The sequence below is a fragment of the Candidatus Didemnitutus sp. genome (assembly GCA_019634575.1).
Classification (GTDB): domain Bacteria; phylum Verrucomicrobiota; class Verrucomicrobiia; order Opitutales; family Opitutaceae; genus Didemnitutus.
Map to the genome: position 1 here is coordinate 19,584 of JAHCAY010000004.1, position 15,417 is coordinate 35,000.

The 15,417-nt window shown below is 64.4% G+C and carries 16 protein-coding genes and 1 pseudogene (1 of these 17 cut by a window edge); 11 read left to right on the forward strand and 6 right to left on the reverse strand.

The window, feature by feature from the left end:
* Positions 1–52 precede the first annotated feature (52 nt).
* The 9 genes from KF715_20110 to KF715_20150 all read left to right on the forward strand — a co-directional run bounded on the left by KF715_20110 (position 53) and on the right by KF715_20150 (position 8,282).
* Complete coding sequence (locus KF715_20110; GenBank protein MBX3739009.1) at positions 53–1,165, forward strand: EscU/YscU/HrcU family type III secretion system export apparatus switch protein; 1,113 nt, start codon at positions 53–55, stop codon at positions 1,163–1,165.
* 3 nt (positions 1,166–1,168) lie between these two features.
* Complete coding sequence (flhA, locus tag KF715_20115) at positions 1,169–3,340, forward strand: flagellar biosynthesis protein FlhA (GenBank protein MBX3739010.1); 2,172 nt, start codon at positions 1,169–1,171, stop codon at positions 3,338–3,340.
* Between the two features lie 7 nt (positions 3,341–3,347).
* Complete coding sequence (locus tag KF715_20120) at positions 3,348–4,496, forward strand: hypothetical protein (GenBank protein ID MBX3739011.1); 1,149 nt, start codon at positions 3,348–3,350, stop codon at positions 4,494–4,496.
* A 5-nt stretch (positions 4,497–4,501) separates the two neighbouring features.
* Positions 4,502–4,753 carry a hypothetical protein gene (locus KF715_20125; protein MBX3739012.1) on the forward strand — a complete coding sequence of 84 codons (252 nt, stop codon included), beginning with the start codon at positions 4,502–4,504 and terminating at the stop codon, positions 4,751–4,753.
* On the forward strand, positions 4,750–5,556 hold the full coding sequence (locus tag KF715_20130) for a FliA/WhiG family RNA polymerase sigma factor (GenBank protein ID MBX3739013.1): 807 nt from the start codon (positions 4,750–4,752) through the stop codon (positions 5,554–5,556). Before KF715_20125 ends, KF715_20130 begins: the two co-directional genes overlap by 4 nt.
* A 9-nt stretch (positions 5,557–5,565) precedes the next feature.
* Complete coding sequence (gene motA / locus KF715_20135) at positions 5,566–6,429, forward strand: flagellar motor stator protein MotA (GenBank protein MBX3739014.1); 864 nt, start codon at positions 5,566–5,568, stop codon at positions 6,427–6,429.
* Positions 6,430–6,537: 108 nt separating this feature from the next.
* Positions 6,538–7,365: an OmpA family protein gene (locus KF715_20140; GenBank protein ID MBX3739015.1), complete on the forward strand. Its 828-nt coding sequence runs from the start codon at positions 6,538–6,540 to the stop codon at positions 7,363–7,365.
* Positions 7,362–7,580, forward strand: coding sequence for a hypothetical protein (locus KF715_20145; GenBank protein ID MBX3739016.1), 219 nt, complete (start codon positions 7,362–7,364; stop codon positions 7,578–7,580). Before KF715_20140 ends, KF715_20145 begins: the two co-directional genes overlap by 4 nt.
* Positions 7,581–7,769: 189 nt before the next feature.
* On the forward strand, positions 7,770–8,282 hold the full coding sequence (locus KF715_20150; protein ID MBX3739017.1) for an adenylyltransferase/cytidyltransferase family protein: 513 nt from the start codon (positions 7,770–7,772) through the stop codon (positions 8,280–8,282).
* Here the strand turns inward: KF715_20150 and KF715_20155 are convergent.
* On the reverse strand, positions 8,279–8,722 hold the full coding sequence (locus tag KF715_20155; GenBank protein MBX3739018.1) for a hypothetical protein: 444 nt from the start codon (positions 8,720–8,722) through the stop codon (positions 8,279–8,281). The genes KF715_20150 and KF715_20155 overlap by 4 nt on opposite strands.
* Positions 8,723–8,770: 48 nt before the next feature.
* Between KF715_20155 and purN the strand changes: the two are divergent.
* Together purN and KF715_20165 are read left to right on the forward strand one after the other, a co-directional pair.
* A pseudogene (purN, locus tag KF715_20160) lies at positions 8,771–9,361 on the forward strand (phosphoribosylglycinamide formyltransferase).
* Positions 9,362–9,445: 84 nt separating this feature from the next.
* Positions 9,446–10,228: a 50S ribosomal protein L11 methyltransferase gene (locus KF715_20165; protein MBX3739019.1), complete on the forward strand. Its 783-nt coding sequence runs from the start codon at positions 9,446–9,448 to the stop codon at positions 10,226–10,228.
* Between the two features lie 75 nt (positions 10,229–10,303).
* Here the strand turns inward: KF715_20165 and KF715_20170 are convergent, their stop codons facing one another.
* The 5 genes from KF715_20170 to KF715_20190 form a co-directional block, all read right to left on the reverse strand.
* Positions 10,304–10,930, reverse strand: coding sequence for a chromophore lyase CpcT/CpeT (locus KF715_20170; protein MBX3739020.1), 627 nt, complete (start codon positions 10,928–10,930; stop codon positions 10,304–10,306).
* 5 nt (positions 10,931–10,935) lie between these two features.
* Positions 10,936–12,045 carry a hypothetical protein gene (locus KF715_20175; GenBank protein ID MBX3739021.1) on the reverse strand — a complete coding sequence of 370 codons (1,110 nt, stop codon included), beginning with the start codon at positions 12,043–12,045 and terminating at the stop codon, positions 10,936–10,938.
* A gap of 57 nt (positions 12,046–12,102) precedes the next feature.
* Positions 12,103–13,464: an acetyl-CoA carboxylase biotin carboxylase subunit gene (gene accC, locus KF715_20180; GenBank protein ID MBX3739022.1), complete on the reverse strand. Its 1,362-nt coding sequence runs from the start codon at positions 13,462–13,464 to the stop codon at positions 12,103–12,105.
* A 64-nt stretch (positions 13,465–13,528) separates the two neighbouring features.
* Entirely contained in the window at positions 13,529–13,981 is a 453-nt protein-coding gene (accB, locus tag KF715_20185) for an acetyl-CoA carboxylase biotin carboxyl carrier protein (protein MBX3739023.1), read from the reverse strand.
* A 1,171-nt stretch (positions 13,982–15,152) separates the two neighbouring features.
* Positions 15,153–15,417, reverse strand: the end of a protein-coding gene (locus KF715_20190) for an IS3 family transposase (GenBank protein ID MBX3739024.1). 578 nt of this gene lie beyond the right edge of the window; 265 of the gene's 843 nt are visible here — the last part of the coding sequence; its start codon lies off the right edge, out of view; the stop codon is at positions 15,153–15,155.

Sequence of the window (15,417 nt, forward strand, 5' to 3'; positions counted from 1 at the left end):
CAAGGGCTTGGCATCGGCGTTGCTCAAGTGAGTCGGACAAACACCCGCCACGATGGCAGACACCGACAACGACCAAAAAACAGAGCAACCGACCGAGAAGCGCCTCTCCGAGGCCGCGGAAAAGGGTCAGTTCGCCAAGAGCCAGGAGCTCACGGTCGTGTTCACGCTGACGGCGGCGCTGGGCGCGCTGGCGTTCACGGTGCGGCAGAGCTCCAACGAGGTCGCCGAGTATTCGGTGATGATGTTCACGAATTTCCGGCTGATGCAGGTCAACACGGACACGTTCCCGCTGTTGCTCGGCAACATCCTGCTCACCTGCGCGAAGGTCGTGTTGCCCGTCCTCGTCGCCTGCGCTGGCGCCGCGATGCTGGCGGGCGGACTGCAGAGTGGCTTCCGCCTCTCCGCCAAAGCTATGACGCCGAAGCTCGAGCAGCTCAACCCGGTCGCCGGTTTCCAACGCCAGTTCTCGAAAGCCACCTGGGTGCGCGCCGGCCTCGATGTGCTGAAGCTCGTCGCGATCGGCTACGCGCTCTATCTCGGTGCCCGCACGCTGCTCCAGGATCCGCTCTTCACCGCGCCGGTCGAGGCCGCGTATCTCGGCACGTTTTTGCGCGAGGCCTCCACGGCGTTCTTCGGCCGCCTGCTCCTCTCGCTCGGCCTCATCGCCGCGCTCAGCTACGGTTGGGAAAAATTCAAGACGCACCGCGACATGATGATGACGCGGCAGGAAGTGAAGGATGAGGCGAAGAACTCCGAAGGCGACCAGCACGTGAAGAGCGCGATGCGCCGCATGGCCCGCCGCCTCCTGCAAAAGCAGATGCTCGCCTCCGTCGCCACAGCCGACGTCGTCGTGACCAACCCCACGCACTTTGCCGTCGCGCTGAAATACGAGCGCGGCGTCGACAAGGCCCCGGTGATCCTCGCGAAGGGCGAAAACCGTTTCGCGCAACGCATCAAGGCGATCGCCGCCGAGAACGGCGTGCCGACTGTCGAGAACAAGCCGGTCGCGCGCCTGCTCTTCGCCATGGGCAAGGTCGGCGAGGAGATCCCCTCGGAACTCTACCAAGCCGTCGCGCAGATCCTCGCGGTCGTTTACCGCACGCATCGCTACTACTTCCATCAGCTGAAGACGCGCCGCCTCACGGCCGGAGCCAACGCCGCCTAAGCCATGCCCGTCTCCTCCAACGCCCATATCGCCAAGCTGCTCCAGCGCGCGGACCTGCTGTTCACCGCCGCGCTGTTCGGCACGGTGCTGCTGCTGGTGCTGCCGATTCCGCCGTTCCTGATCGACCTCGCGCTGGCGCTGAACATCGGCCTCTCGCTGCTCGTTCTCCTCGCGATCGTCTACGTCAAGGACCCGCCGGAGTTCTCGGGCTTCCCGACGATGCTCCTCGTGCTGACGCTGTTCCGTCTTGCGCTGAACATCAGCTCGACGCGCCAGATCCTCGCGCACGGCTACGCCGGCGAGATCATCGACGGCTTCGGCCACTTCGTCATTCAGGGCAACTACGTCGTCGGCGCAGTGGTGTTCATCATTCTCGTCGTGATCAACTTTGTGGTCATTACGAAGGGCGCGGGCCGCATCGCCGAAGTGAGCGCGCGTTTCACCCTCGACGCTCTCCCCGGCAAACAGATGGCCATCGATGCCGAGCTCAACGCCGGCATCATCGACGAAGTCCAAGCCACCGCGCGCCGCCTCAAGGTGCAAAAGGAAGCCGACTTCTACGGCGCGATGGACGGCGCCTCGAAGTTCGTGCGCGGCGACGCGATCGCCGGCATCCTCATCACTCTCGTCAACGTCCTCGGCGGTTTCGCGATCGGCGTGTTCCAGATGGGCATGTCGCTCGGTGAGTCGCTCCAGAAGTTCACGCTGCTCTCCATCGGTGACGGCCTCGTCTCGCAGATTCCCGCGCTGATCATCTCGATTGGCGCCGGTCTGTTGGTCACGCGCGCCTCGGACAACAACAACCTCGGCACGCAGGTCACCGGCCAGCTCTTCCGCTATCCGCGCGCGCTCGGCATCGCGGCGGGGTGCATGGGCGTGTTCGCGCTCATGCCCGGCATGCCCACGCTGCCGTTCGCCAGCCTCGCGCTCCTCGCGGGCTTCATGGCCAAGACCCTCAAGGTGCTCGATCCCGATGGCACCGCCGCCACGGCCGGCGCTCCCGCCGCCAAAGCCGGCAAGCCCGGCGCCGCCGGCAAACCGGGCGAAGCCACCGCCGGCGCGACCGGCGAGCCCGCCGCGCCCGCGAAATCCGAGGACGTCCGCAAGCTCATCGACGTCGACGTCTTCGCGATCGAGATCGGTTACGGCCTCCTTCAGCTCGCCGACACCAAGGTCGGCGGCGATCTCCTCGCCCGCGTCACCGGCGTGCGCAAGGCGCTGGCCCGCGAGAAGGGCATCGTCGTCCCGCCGATCTCCGTCCGCGACAATCTCGAACTCGAGGCCAACGACTACCGTTTCCTCCTCCGCGGCAAGACGGTCGCCAAGGGCACGCTGATGCCCGGTCGCTTCATGGCGATGAACGTCGCCGGCAGCACCGTCCGCCTCCGCGGCGTGCCGACGCGCGAGCCGGTCTTCAATCTCGACGCCGTCTGGATCGACGAGGGCGAGCGCAAGACCGCCGAATTGAACAACTTCACGGTCGTCGATCCGTCGTCGGTGCTCATCACCCATCTTTCCGAGACGCTCAAGGCCAACGCCCACCATCTCCTCGGCCGCCAGGACGTGCAGGCGCTCGTCGATCACATCAAGGGCACGCACGCTGCGCTCATCGCCGAGCTCCTGCCGGACCTCGTCAACATGGGCATTATCCAGCGCGTCCTGCAGAATCTCCTCCGCGAGAACATCGCGATCCTCAATCTCCCGCTCATCCTCGAAGGCATCGCGGACTTCGCCCCGCTCTCGAAGAACCCCGACGACCTCAGCGAACTCGTCCGCCGCCGCCTCGGCCTCTATTTTGTGCCCGAGTTCGAGGCGAAGCCCGGCTCGCTCAAGGCGCTCACGCTCGACCCGCGCCTCGAACAGGTCCTCGCGACCAAGGTTCACCGTTCCCCGACCGACGTCGGCCTCGCGCTCGATCCCGCGACCGGCCGCCACCTCGTCGAGGAACTCAGCCGCCGCACCAACGAGCTCACGCTCAAGGGCCTCCCGACCGTCCTCGTCGTCTCGACCGAGACACGCCTCCCGCTCAAGCGCTTCCTCGAACCGTCGTTCCCGCGCCTGACCGTCCTCGCGTTCCAGGAGCTGCCGTCGGCCACCGAGATCGACAACGCCGGCATCGTCACCGCTCCCGCGCATCTTCTCGTCCGCAACGACAACCTGAAGGCCGCCGCCTGATTCCGCCATGTCCACTGCGCTTTCAACTCCCGCTGGCTCCTGCTTCCGCTTCGTCGTGAAAAACGCCGACGAGGCCGCCCGCGTCATCCGCGAGCAGCTCGGCGAAAACGCCCGCGTCCTTTCCGTCCGCAACGTCGACAGCGGCGGCATGCTCGGCCTGTTCTCCTCGCCCAAGCTCGAAGTCATCGCGCAAATCCTCGCGCCCGAGCCGACGCCCGAGCCCGCACCCGAAGTCGTCGCCGAGCCGAAAGCCGTCCTCAGCGAACTCGGCGCGGCGAACGAAGCCGTCTCCGCCGGCCGCGTCCGCGCCCCGCGCTCGATGCTCCGCGCGCCGAAGATGACGCTGCCCGAGCTGCTCCGCCGCTCCGGTTTCTCCGAGTCGCTGCTCGCCCGCCTCGAGCGCGCGCCCGAATGGCACCGCCTCGAAGTGCTGCCGCTGCACCGCGCGCTGGTCGAGACCGGCAACTTCCTCCGCGATCTCGCCGCGCAGCGCGCCGCCCGCGCGCCGCTCAGCCGCGCCGCCTTCCTCGGCACGCCCGGCGTCGGCCGCACCACCGCGCTCTGCAAATGGCTTTCCGCGGAAGTTTTCCGCCGCGCGCGCCTCGGCCACGTCGTCACCGCGGAGTTCGATCGGCCGAATTCGCCCGGTCAACTGCCCGTTTTCTGCGAGGCGCTCGGCGTGCCGGTGGCGCATTTCCCGGCGTCGACCGAGCCGGCGACCGAAGGCGGCTTCGTTTACTTCGATCTGCCCGGCCTTTCGCTGCGCAACCCGAGCGAAAACGCCTCGATCGCGCGCTTCCTCGACACCGAGAAGATCACCGAACGCGTGCTCGTGCTGAACGCGGCCTACGATCACTCGACGCTTCGCTCCGCTTACGCTGCCGGTCGCGAGCTCGGTGCGACGCACGTCGTGTTCACGCATCTCGACGAGGTTTCCCAGTGGGGCCGCCTGTGGGATTACCTGCTCGATGGCGATCTCGAGCCGCTGTTTCTCGCCACCGGCCCGTCATTGACGAGCGACCTCGAATTGGACGCCGCCGACGCTGTCGCGCGCCGCACCATGCCGGTCGCCGAGACGACCGTGCAACCCGAACCCGCCGACAGCGACGACGAGGACGAAGTCGCCGCTGCCACCGCCCTCAACACCGCCGCCTGATTCTCATGCGCTACGTCTTTCTACTCGGAGGTCTGCTGGGGTTCGCGCTCGCCGCGGGCACCGCCCTCTACATGGGCCGCGGGCCCGACCGGATTTTCTTCGATGGCGCCGTGGGCTGTCTCATCGGCGCTCTCCTCTTTCGCTGGCTGTGGAGCATCATGCTCGACGGTCTGCGTGAAACCATGGCCGCCCGGCAACGGGCCGCCGCCGCCGAGGTCGCCAAGGCCAAGCCGGAACTCTCGACCATGAAGTCATGAAAAACGCCGCTGCAGCACTCGCACGCGGCACGGATGCCACCCCCACCGCCCCTGCTACGGCCGCCTGGCGCGCCTACGCGGGGACCTCGGGCGCTGTCGATGAGAAGGATCTTATCGAGCGCTTCCTCCCCTTGGTCCGCAATGTTGTGGACCGCATCAAACTCACCCTCCCGCCGCACATCGATGCCGACGACCTCTACAGCGTCGGCGTCACCGGCCTCATCGCCGCCGTGCGCAAATACGATCCGGAGCAGGGCAACACTTTTGCCGGCTACGCCGCCATGCGCATTCGCGGCGCCGTCCTCGACGAGCTCCGTCGCATGGACTGGTGCCCGCGCCGCACGCGCGCCCGTGCCCGCAAGCTCAAGGAGGCGATCAACGAGCTCGAGCAGAAGCTCGGCCGCACCGCCACCGAGGACGAGATCTGCGAAGAACTCGGCCTGAGCCACGCGGAATACGCCAAGTGGCTCGACGAGTCGCGCCCCGTGACCTTCATCGCCCTCGACCAGCATGCCGAAGGCGAGGAGTCCGAAGGGGCTTCGTTGCACGAACTGCTGGCGGATGAACACGATACGACCGGCCGCGACACGCTCGAGAAACAGGAGCTCCTGCAACTTCTCACTCAACGGATGACGGAATTGCCCGATATCCAGAGGAAGATACTTGCCATGTATTATTTCGAAAACATGCGCCTGGCCGAAATCGCTGCCGTTTTCGGTCTGACGGAGTCGCGCATCTGCCAAATCCACTCGCAGACCATCCTCGGCCTGCGCGCTTTCCTCGGTCGCGCCCGCAACCGCTGACCGCCACTCATGCTCGTCCTCATTGGAGCTGCCATCGTTTTCGCGTCCACTCTCGGCGGGTTCATGCTCGCCGGTGGTCAGCCGATGGTGCTGCTGCACGTTTCGGAGTTCGTCGTCATTCTTGGCGTGGCGACGGGTGTGTTGATCATCGCCAGCCCGGGACACGTGCTGAAGGAGATCATTCACAAGGTGCAGGGGACGATCAAAGGCAAGGCGCCCGGCAAGGCGGACTATTTCGAGCTGCTGAAGCTGCTCTACGAGCTGTTCATGACCGGCCGTAGAAACGGACTCATCGCCCTCGAAGAGCATGTGATGGATCCGAGCAAGAGTTCGATCTTCCAGCGTTACCCGTCGCTCGCGAACCACCACGAGCGACTCCAGTTTCTCTGCAACGGCCTGAAGCCTGTCATCGACGGCAAGATCAAGCCCGACCAGCTCGAGAGCCTCATGTCCGCGGAGCTCACCGCGAAAAAAGAGGAGGCGGAGCACCCGGTGCACATCCTCGGTCTTGTTGGCGACTCGCTCCCCGGCATCGGCATCGTCGCGGCGGTGCTCGGCATCATTAACACGATGGCCGCGATCGCGGACGGCCCGGAAGTCGTCGGCGAACGCGTCGCCGCCGCGCTCACGGGCACGTTGCTCGGCATCTTCGTCGCCTACGGATTCGTGAATCCGCTGGCGAACCGCATCAAGTTCAACGACGCCGCCGACCAGCTCGCCTTGAAGTGCATCATGCAGGCCGTGGCCGGATTCGCGAAGGGCCTCGCGCCCCTCACCGCCGTCGAGATTGCGCGCCGCTCTCTCGACAGCAACGTCCAGCCCGGCGCCGACGAGCTCGAAGCCGCGGTGAAGAGCCTCGGCACGGGCAAATAGGCCCGCTCTGCGGGCCAGTCGAAGTGGGAAGTTCAAGTTGAAGTTCCCGCAACGATACCGGCGTCCGATCACTTCCCTTAAACTTAAACTCAAAACTTAAACTAAAATATGGCAGCCGGCGGCGGAGGTGGTGCATGGAAGGTGGCCTACGCGGACTTCGTCACCGCGATGATGGCGCTGTTCATGGTCCTGTGGATCTCGGCGCAGGACAAAAAAATCCTCATCGCCACCTCGAAGTATTTTCAAAACCCGTTCAGCTCCCCGATGGTGGACCACTCGGGTATCATGCCTTTCAACAAGGACAATCAGCAGCAGTCCTCCTCCGAGGGGAAAAAAGACGACGAGAGCGCCGGCAAGGAAAAGCCGACCGACAAGGACAAGCAGATCCAACTCAGCTTCCTCAACTCCGTCGCCGCGGATTTCTACCGCCTGCTGCACCTCGACGAGAATCTCGACCAGAAGCCCATCGACGTGCAGGTGACCTCTGACGGTCTGCGCCTGACGCTGTTCGATCGCGCCCAGCACCCGCTGTTTGAGGGTGATTCCGCCGATTTCACCGAGTGGGGACGTTTCGTGATGCAGAGCATCGCCTGGACGATCGACCGCCATCACTTCCGCGTGACGATCGACGGCCACACGAAATCCGGTCTCGAGATGAAGAAGGAGGATTACGGCCTTTGGGAACTCTCTTCCGATCGCGCCAACGCCGCGCGCCGCGCGCTCGTGCACTACGCCGTGGAGGCGAACCTGATCGAGCGCGTGACCGGCTACGCCGACACGCGTCCGCTCGAAGGGCAGCCGCCCACCGCGGATGCAAATCAGCGCATCACACTCAGCCTCACGCTCACGGCCAAGAACCGCGCGGCCAAAATGGCCGAACTCCGCGGCCTCGGTTCGTCCGGGCGCGCCGGAGACACCGCTTCGACTCATCCATGAAACCTTTCCTTCTCGGCAAGAAGCCGCTCGAAACGCAACCCCTGCGCAGCCCGCAAAAGCAGCACGCGCACGGCGAGCAGGGCCTCGTGCGCGCCGCGCCGACCGGTCCACACGTGGAAGCGGTGAAGGAAGGCGACAAGATCACACGCCTCATCGTGACCTGCTCGTGCGGCGAGAAGATCGAGATCGATTGCCTCTATCCCGCCGGGAGCTGAACAAGGCCAGCCCGTGGCCTCCGGGCGCGGATCGACGAAAACGCGCTCAGCCGAATCGGTAAGCAGCGACCTCGGTCGCGCCCAGAGAGCACGGGTGCGTGCCAGCACGCGGCCTACGAACGAAATCCGCTTTCGGATAGCCTCTACAGTTGAGTTTACTTCCGCGGCGTCGCCGTGTGTGCTCGCCGCGTGAGTTCGCCCGCCGACCAATTGCCGAACCCGAAACTGTTTTCCCTCGCGGGAGCCGTGGCCTTGCGCGAGCGACTGCGCGCAGCGGGCAAACGCGTGGCCTTGACCAACGGGGTGTTCGACCTGTTGCACACCGGCCATCTTTACTATCTCCAGCAGGCGCGGTCGCGCGGCGACGCGCTCTTCATCGCGCTCAATGCCGATGCGAGCGTGAAGCAGCTCAAAGGTCCGCTGCGGCCCGTGCAGACGGAGACGGAGCGGGCCTACGCGCTCGCCGCACTGGCGTGCGTTGACGCTGTGGTGATTTTCCGCGAGAAACGGCTGATCGCGGAGATCCGCGCGCTGCGGCCGGACGTCTACGTGAAAGCGGGCGACTACACGCTCGAGAAGCTCGATCCCGACGAGCGCGGCGCCTTGCAGGAAGGCGGCACGCAGATCGAGTTCATGCCGTTCCTGGCGGGATTCAGCACGACCAGCCTGATCGCGAAGATCAAGGCGGCGGGGGAAATCTAGCGCAGCGGGGTCAGTCGCGGCGGTGACGCGACGGTGACGGTGATTTTGCCCGGTCGATGGCGGATGATGCCGAGGTCGAGCGTGTCGCCGGGTTTGCGGGCGAGAAAGATTTTGCCGAGCTCGGTGCCCAACTCGACGCCGGCGGGGAATTCCGCGACCGGCCGGCCGTTGATGGTGACGAGCTCGTCGCCGGGCAGCACGTCGAGTTCGGCGGCGGAGGAGTTTTCCTGGATGGGGCCGAAGAAGATGCGGGAAACCTTGTTGGTTTTCTTGTCGTAGTAGATCCGCAGGTCGAAGCCGAAGCTGTTGAGCGGGTCGTCGCGGACCTTGAACGGGTCGAGTTTCACCACTTTCCCGTCGGCGACGGGCGGCTGCGGTGCGGTGGCGAATCCGGCGGTAAAGCTGAGCGCCAGAAAGACGAGGAGCGGGCCGGGCTTCATGAAATTAACGTTGTGCAGGGGCGGCGCTTTCCGCCTCCATCGGGGACGATGCGTGTCGTGATACTCGGCTCTGGTAGGGGAAGCAACGCGGAAGCCATTCTGCAGGCGCAGCGCGCGGGCCGGCTCGGCCGCGCGCAGGTCGTGCAGATTTTTTCCGATAAAGCCGATGCGGGCATCCTCGCGCTCGGGCCGCGTTTCGGCGTGCCGGCGACGTTCGTCGATCCCGCGCCGTTCAAGACGAAGCTGGAGGGCGCGGGCGAGGAACGGTTCATCGCCGCGGTGCGCGCGTGTGCGCCGGATTTGGTGGTGCTCGCGGGGTTCATGCGCGTGCTGAAACCGGGTTTTCTGAACGCGTTCGCGGGGAAAATCATCAATCTGCATCCGAGTTTGTTGCCGGCGTTCCCGGGGCTCGACGGCATCGGTCAGGCGCTGCGCGCCGGGGTGTCCGAGACCGGTTGCACGGTGCATCACGTGACGATCGAGGTCGACGGCGGCGAGATCATCGCGCAGTCGCGCGTGCCGATCGTGTCGGGCGAGACGCTGGAGACGCTGGCGGAAAAAGTGCACGCGGCGGAGCACGAGTTGTTGCCGGCGGTCATCGCGCAGATGAGCGAGAGGCCGGCGGTGGCGAAGCCGGCGGTGCACGAGTTCAAGGTCGAAGTGGCGCTCGGTGCGGTGCCGGGAATCGAGGATTTGCTCGCGGAGCGCGAGGAGCAGCGCTTGATGGTGCTCGAGGACAAGCCGAGCGGTCGGGCGTGGCTGACGGGGTATTTCGACTCACGCGCGCAGGCGGAGGAGAGCTGGCGGGCGTTTGCCACCGGGCTCGAAAGCGACTGGCGGCGCGGCGAGCCCGAGCTGCGCGAGTTGCCCGATGCCGATTGGAAGGACAGCTACAAGGCGCACTTCAAGGCGTCGTCTTTCGGCCCGTTGCACTGGGTGCCGGTGTGGGAGCGCGAGACGTTCCGGTTGCCGGCGGGGGAAAAAGTGCTGTGGCTCGATCCCGGCATGGCGTTCGGCACGGGGAATCACGAGACGACGCGCTTGGTGGCGGAGCGGCTGGTCGCTTTTGCCGCGGAAAAAGGCACGGCGGCGCGCGTGATCGATGCGGGCTGCGGCTCGGGCATCCTCGCGCTGTCGGCGGCGTTGCTGGGATTTCGCGAAGTCAGCGGTTTCGACAACGACCCGGAGGCGATCCGCGTGAGCGAAGAGAATGCGGCGCTGAACCAGTTGAGTGGGCGCGTGGAGTTCTTCGTGGGCGATCTCACCAGCGGTTGGAAGCACGCGCCGGCGGGCCTGGTGATGGCGAATATCCAGGCGGACGTGTTGGTGCGATTCACGAGCGAGTTGCTTGGTGCCGTAGCGCCGGGCGGTTGGCTGGTGCTCAGCGGCATCCTCGAACGCGAGCTGGCGGACGTGCGGGGGGCTTTCGCAGCGGCGGCGCCAGGCTGGCGCTTGGATGCGCGCGTGATGGGCGAGTGGAGCGACTTGCTGCTGGTGAGGCCGTGAGGCTGAGGGGCGCAGGCGGCGACTAGCACGGAAATCTTACGATTTCTACTAGGAACGGTCAGACCGCATGCGCTGCTATGGCGCGGCGACGCGCTTGAAGAGGTAGCCACCGGTGGCAGAGCCCCAGACTTGGCGGCCGGCGGCGTTGAAGCCGCGTTCCCACCAGATGATTTTATCCGAAGTCAGCGTGGCTTCAGTGGTTGCGTGCGTTGCACCGCGGAGATCGCTGGCGCAACCGTCGCCTTGCGTGGCTCCAAGAAGCGAGCCGTCGGGCATGGCGTGGAAATAAACGGTGCAGCCTTCGTTGAAGGCGAGGCGGGTGGGCGTTAGGTCGGAGAGCGGCAGGGATTTTCGCCAGGCGCCGGTGGCTTTGATGGGATCGTCCAGCGTGAAGATGCGGGCCTCGAGCGCGCCGTCGCGGGAGAGGGCGAGTTGGTAGACGCGCTGACGGTAGGGTTGATCGGGGGCGTCGGCGAGGGCTTGCTCGACGTAGAGCCACGGTCCGTCGTCGCGATTGGTCCAGATGCGGACGGCATGCAGGGTGGTGTTGCGGTAGTTTCTGTCCGCGAGGGCTTGATCGGCAGAGGAGAACGAACCCGTTAGAAGCGTCGCGAGGCGTTCGAGAGCGAGCGTGGAGGCGGTGTCGCTGGCGAATAGAGGAGCGGCGAGGAGCGCGGCGGCGAAAAAGAGGAGTTTACGCATGGCTGTCACAGGAAGCGCCAGACACCGTGCAGGGCGGTGAGGTTGCCGAGAATCAGCAATGGCCAGAAGCCGCGTCCGGTGGGCAGCAGGAGGTTGAAGGCGATCGTGAGCGGCAGGACGGCCCGGCAGGCGGCCCAATATCCGGTCCAGACCCATGGCCCGAGGAAGAGGAGCAGGATGCTGTAGGCGGCACCAATGCGCCACCACGGGTGGTCTGGCTCGCGGTGCCGCCAGAGGACGACAGCTTGAAGGGCGAGGCTGAGGAAGCCGAGCACCGTGAACGAGTGACGCGAGTCGAAGTTGCCCGCGGACAGCTCGCGGAGAGAAGCGGTGAGTTGTCCGACGGCGCCGACGAAGGGCCAGGTGAAGTTGCCGCTACCGGTCGCGACGGGTGCGGCTGGGAAGCGGTGCGCGACGTAGGCGGCCCAAAGAGCGATGGGGAGAGCGCAGGCGGCGAGGGCGAGAAGGCGTTGGCGGTTTGGGCGTGGCCAACTGAGAAGGGCAAGTGAGGCGAGGAGGTTGGTTTCCTTGGTCAAATTGCCGAGGGCGAGTGCCAGAGCGGCGCGGGCCGGTGAGGTGCTGCGGAATTGGCGGACGGCGAGGAGCAGGAAGAGCAGGGCGGGGAGATCGACCAGCGACTGGCGAACACTGTCCAAGATGCCGAGCGAGAGCACGCAAGCGAGCCAGCGAGCGGTGCCGATGGGTGAGGAATCGGTGATTTCGCGCCAGAGCAGCCACGCAAAGCCGAGCCAGCAGGCGACGTTGAGGATAGCGAAGGCGTTGAGGACCAGCCAAGGGCGTCCGAGGCCCGCGCAGTGGGCCAGAAACGGCCCTAAAATGCGTCGGGCGCGGTAGGCGGGAGCGTCCAGGGCGGTCTCGAGCGCTGGATCGCGTAGCGCAGGCGAAAGGGCGATTTGGGCGTAGAATTGGCCGTCGTAGCCGGTCGAGGTGGGTGTCACGGCGATCGGCAGCGATTGCGCGGCGGGCAAGCGGTGAGTCGCCCAAGGCTCTCCGAAGCGGAGGAGCGTGGTGAAACCCTTTGCGCGGTCGTATTTCGCCGCGACGAGCAGGACGAAGGCGAGGAGGGTGAGCCAGAAAACGGCGGAGCGAGGCATGAAAAAACCGCGTCGGTTGGACGCGGTTTGAAGCGGGAATCGAGGGTTTTGGCGAACTCAGAAGAGATCGGGCGGTGTGCGGGCCATGAAATCCTCCATGTAGGCGGTGGTGGCCTTGCCTTCGATGAAGGTCGGGTCGCTCATGATCGCTTTGTGGAGGGGAATTGTGGTTTTGATGCCGCGGACAAGGTATTCGGAGAGGGCGCGGTAGGAGCGCTGGAGGGCGACTTTACGGGTCTCGCCGAAACAGATGAGCTTGCCGATCATCGAGTCGTAGTAGGGCGGAATGGCGTAGCCGCTGTAGACGTGGGAATCGACGCGGACGCCGTTGCCGCCGGGGGCGTAGTAGAGCGAGATCGTGCCGGGTGACGGGGCGAAGTTGCGGGCGGGATCCTCGGCGTTGATGCGGCACTCGATGGCGTGTTTCGTCCAGGTGATGTCGCTTTGGTCGAGGTTGAGCTTCTCGCCGTTGGCCACGCGGATCTGCTGCTTGATCAGGTCGATGCCGGTGACCTCTTCGGTGACCGGATGCTCGACCTGAATGCGCGTGTTCATCTCGATGAAGTAGTAATTACCCTTCGGATCGACGAGGAACTCGATGGTGCCGGCGTTCTGATACTCGGCGGACTCGGCGGCTTTGACGGCGGCTTTGCCCATTTTCTTGCGCAAATCGGCCGTCAGGAAGGGCGAGGGAGCCTCTTCGATGAGCTTTTGGTGGCGGCGCTGGACCGAGCAGTCGCGCTCGCCGAGGTGCAGGACCTTGCCGTGGCTGTCGGCAAGGATCTGAAACTCGATGTGGCGCGGATTCTGGATGTATTTCTCGATGTAGACGGCACCGTTGCCGAAGGCCTTTTCCGCCTCGGCGCGGGCGACGTGGTATTCCTTGGCGAAGGAAACGTCGTTGTGCGCGATGCGCATGCCGCGGCCGCCGCCGCCTGCGACGGCCTTGATGATAACCGGGTAGCCAATCTTGCGGGCAATTTTGACGGCCTCAGTCTCGGATTCGACCGGACCGTCGGAGCCGGGGACCGTGGGAACGCCGGCTTTGCGCACGGTGTCCTTCGCGATCGCTTTATCGCCCATGATGCGGATGCTCTTGGACTTAGGACCGATGAACTTGATGTTACAAGACTCGCACTGCTCGGCGAATTTCGCGTTTTCGGAGAGGAAGCCGTAGCCTGGATGGATCGCGTCGACGTCGGCAATCTCGGCCGCACTGATGATGCGATCGGCGCGCAGATAGCTGTCGGCACTCTTCGGTCCGCCGATGCAGATGGCCTCGTCGGCGAGTTGGACGTGAAGCGATTGAACGTCGGCCTCGGAGTAGACGGCGAGCGTCTTGATACCGAGTTCGCGGCAGGCGCGAATCACGCGAAGGGCGATTTCACCGCGGTTGGCGATGAGGACCTTTTGAATCATTGGAAGGGCGGAAAAAATGAAGCCGGACAGGACTCTGCCCGGCTGGAGTTCGAGGGAGGTGCGCTTAGTTAGCCTTCACCTTGAAGAGGCGCTGCCCGTATTCGACGGGCTGGCCGTTCTCGACCAAGACCTCGACGACGGTGCCCTTCACTTCGGCTTGGATTTCGTTCATGATCTTCATCGCTTCGATGATGCAGACCACGGATTTTTCCTCGATCTTGCTGCCCGCGTCGGCGAATGGCGGACTGTCGGGAGACGGCGATCGATAAAACGTGCCAACCATCGGGGATTTTACGTAAGCGAAGCCGGCTTCGTCGTTGCCCGCGGCTGTCGCCGGACTGGCTGGTGCCGGTGCTGCAGAGGTCTTAGGGATCTCGGCTGCGGGGGCCACCGGGAAAGGGGGGGCGGAGTAGCCCGCGGAAGCGCCCACAATGACGGGCTCGCCGGAATTGCGCTTAATCTTAATCTTGAAGCCCTGTTCCTCCACCTCAAACTCGGTTAAGTCCGAGCGCTTCATGAGGTCGATGATTAGCTTAATCTGTTTTAGGTCCAAGCGTATGCCTTGGTTGAGTTAGGTCGGCTACGGTTAGTTGCCGTAGCTGTGTGGGCGTTCAAAAGTAGTTTCTCTCCACTGACAATGACTTTGTTTCTAGAACGCTGCTGAATTGCTAAAATAGGTAAATTTGTAGATGAAGTCCTCCGTTCGTGAGGTAATTTTAAAGGTAAATGGGATTCAAAACGAACCTTCTTATATGTGGCGGTAGCACCGAGCAGTGCTTTTCCCATAGTTTGCGGCTTCGCGCCTGTATCTGGGGCAAGATGAGTGGGGCGCGCGGTGTAGGCGTGGCGTTGCTGATCGAAGCGGGCGTGTAATGCGTTCATGCGCGCCCTAGTCGATTATCTGCGGCCGCCTGACGCAAAACTACGGACAGGTGTGCGCTGCTCTTGCGCGCGACGGCACCGGGGAGATGGCAGCGCTCAACGGAGTGCGGCTCGGGAGGCTCGCTCGCTGCGTTGGCGGGCTCGGGCTTCACTTCGCTCCGCCCGGCCCCGCCAACGCAAGCCACCTCCAACGTTACACGGGTGGGTCAAAATTAACTGGTCGTTACTGGGTCGGTTTTCAGTGGTTGTTGATAACGTTTAAGACGATGTTCGCACAGGCGTTGGAGCTGTGCGGCGACGATTTGTTGACGCAGCCGCACTCAACAGTGACAGCCTTCAGCGTCCATTTCTCGACCGTGCGCAAGCGAGGGAACAATTTTTGCGGCGCACGGAACGGGAGGAATTGTGGGATCACTCTTCGCGACTTGCTCGTAAGCGTCAGGGGCTCTCCGAATAGCGACACCGCGAAGTCTGGTCGTGGCGCGAACAACGGCGGACTCACGCCGACATCAGCGAGCGCTTTGGCTTGTCGGAGGCGACGCTGGGCCGGACACTGCGCGGACGTCAGTTAGGTCCATCAGCGACTCCGGCCGCGTGCCACGAGCGAGAGAATTACGGGGAAGTGCTCCACTTGGACACCAATAAGCTCGGCCGCATCGAACAGCCCACCTATCGCGTCACCGACAATCGCTGTGCCCAGGTTTGCGGAGCGGGCTGGGAGCGCTTGCCTATCTGCGTCCACGAGCGCTCCGGCCTTGGCCATGCAGCGGTCCGTTCGGAAGAGCACAAACACGCCGCCGTCGAGTTCATAGAGTCCGTCGAGGCTCACTGCCGCGCGTTTGGCGCCACCGTGCAATGCGCACGACTACAACAGCGGCCGCTACTGCTCTTATATCTTCTGCGTAGCGTGCACGAAGCTCGGCTTGAAGCATCTGTTCTCTTCGCCACGCTTCAAGCTTCTGCTGCGCGTCAGTGATCGAGAAGAACAGATGGACGTTCAGACATTCATCGCGCACGCGACCGTTGAAGCTCTCGATGTGTCCGTTCTCCGTTGGCTTCCCGGGACGGATG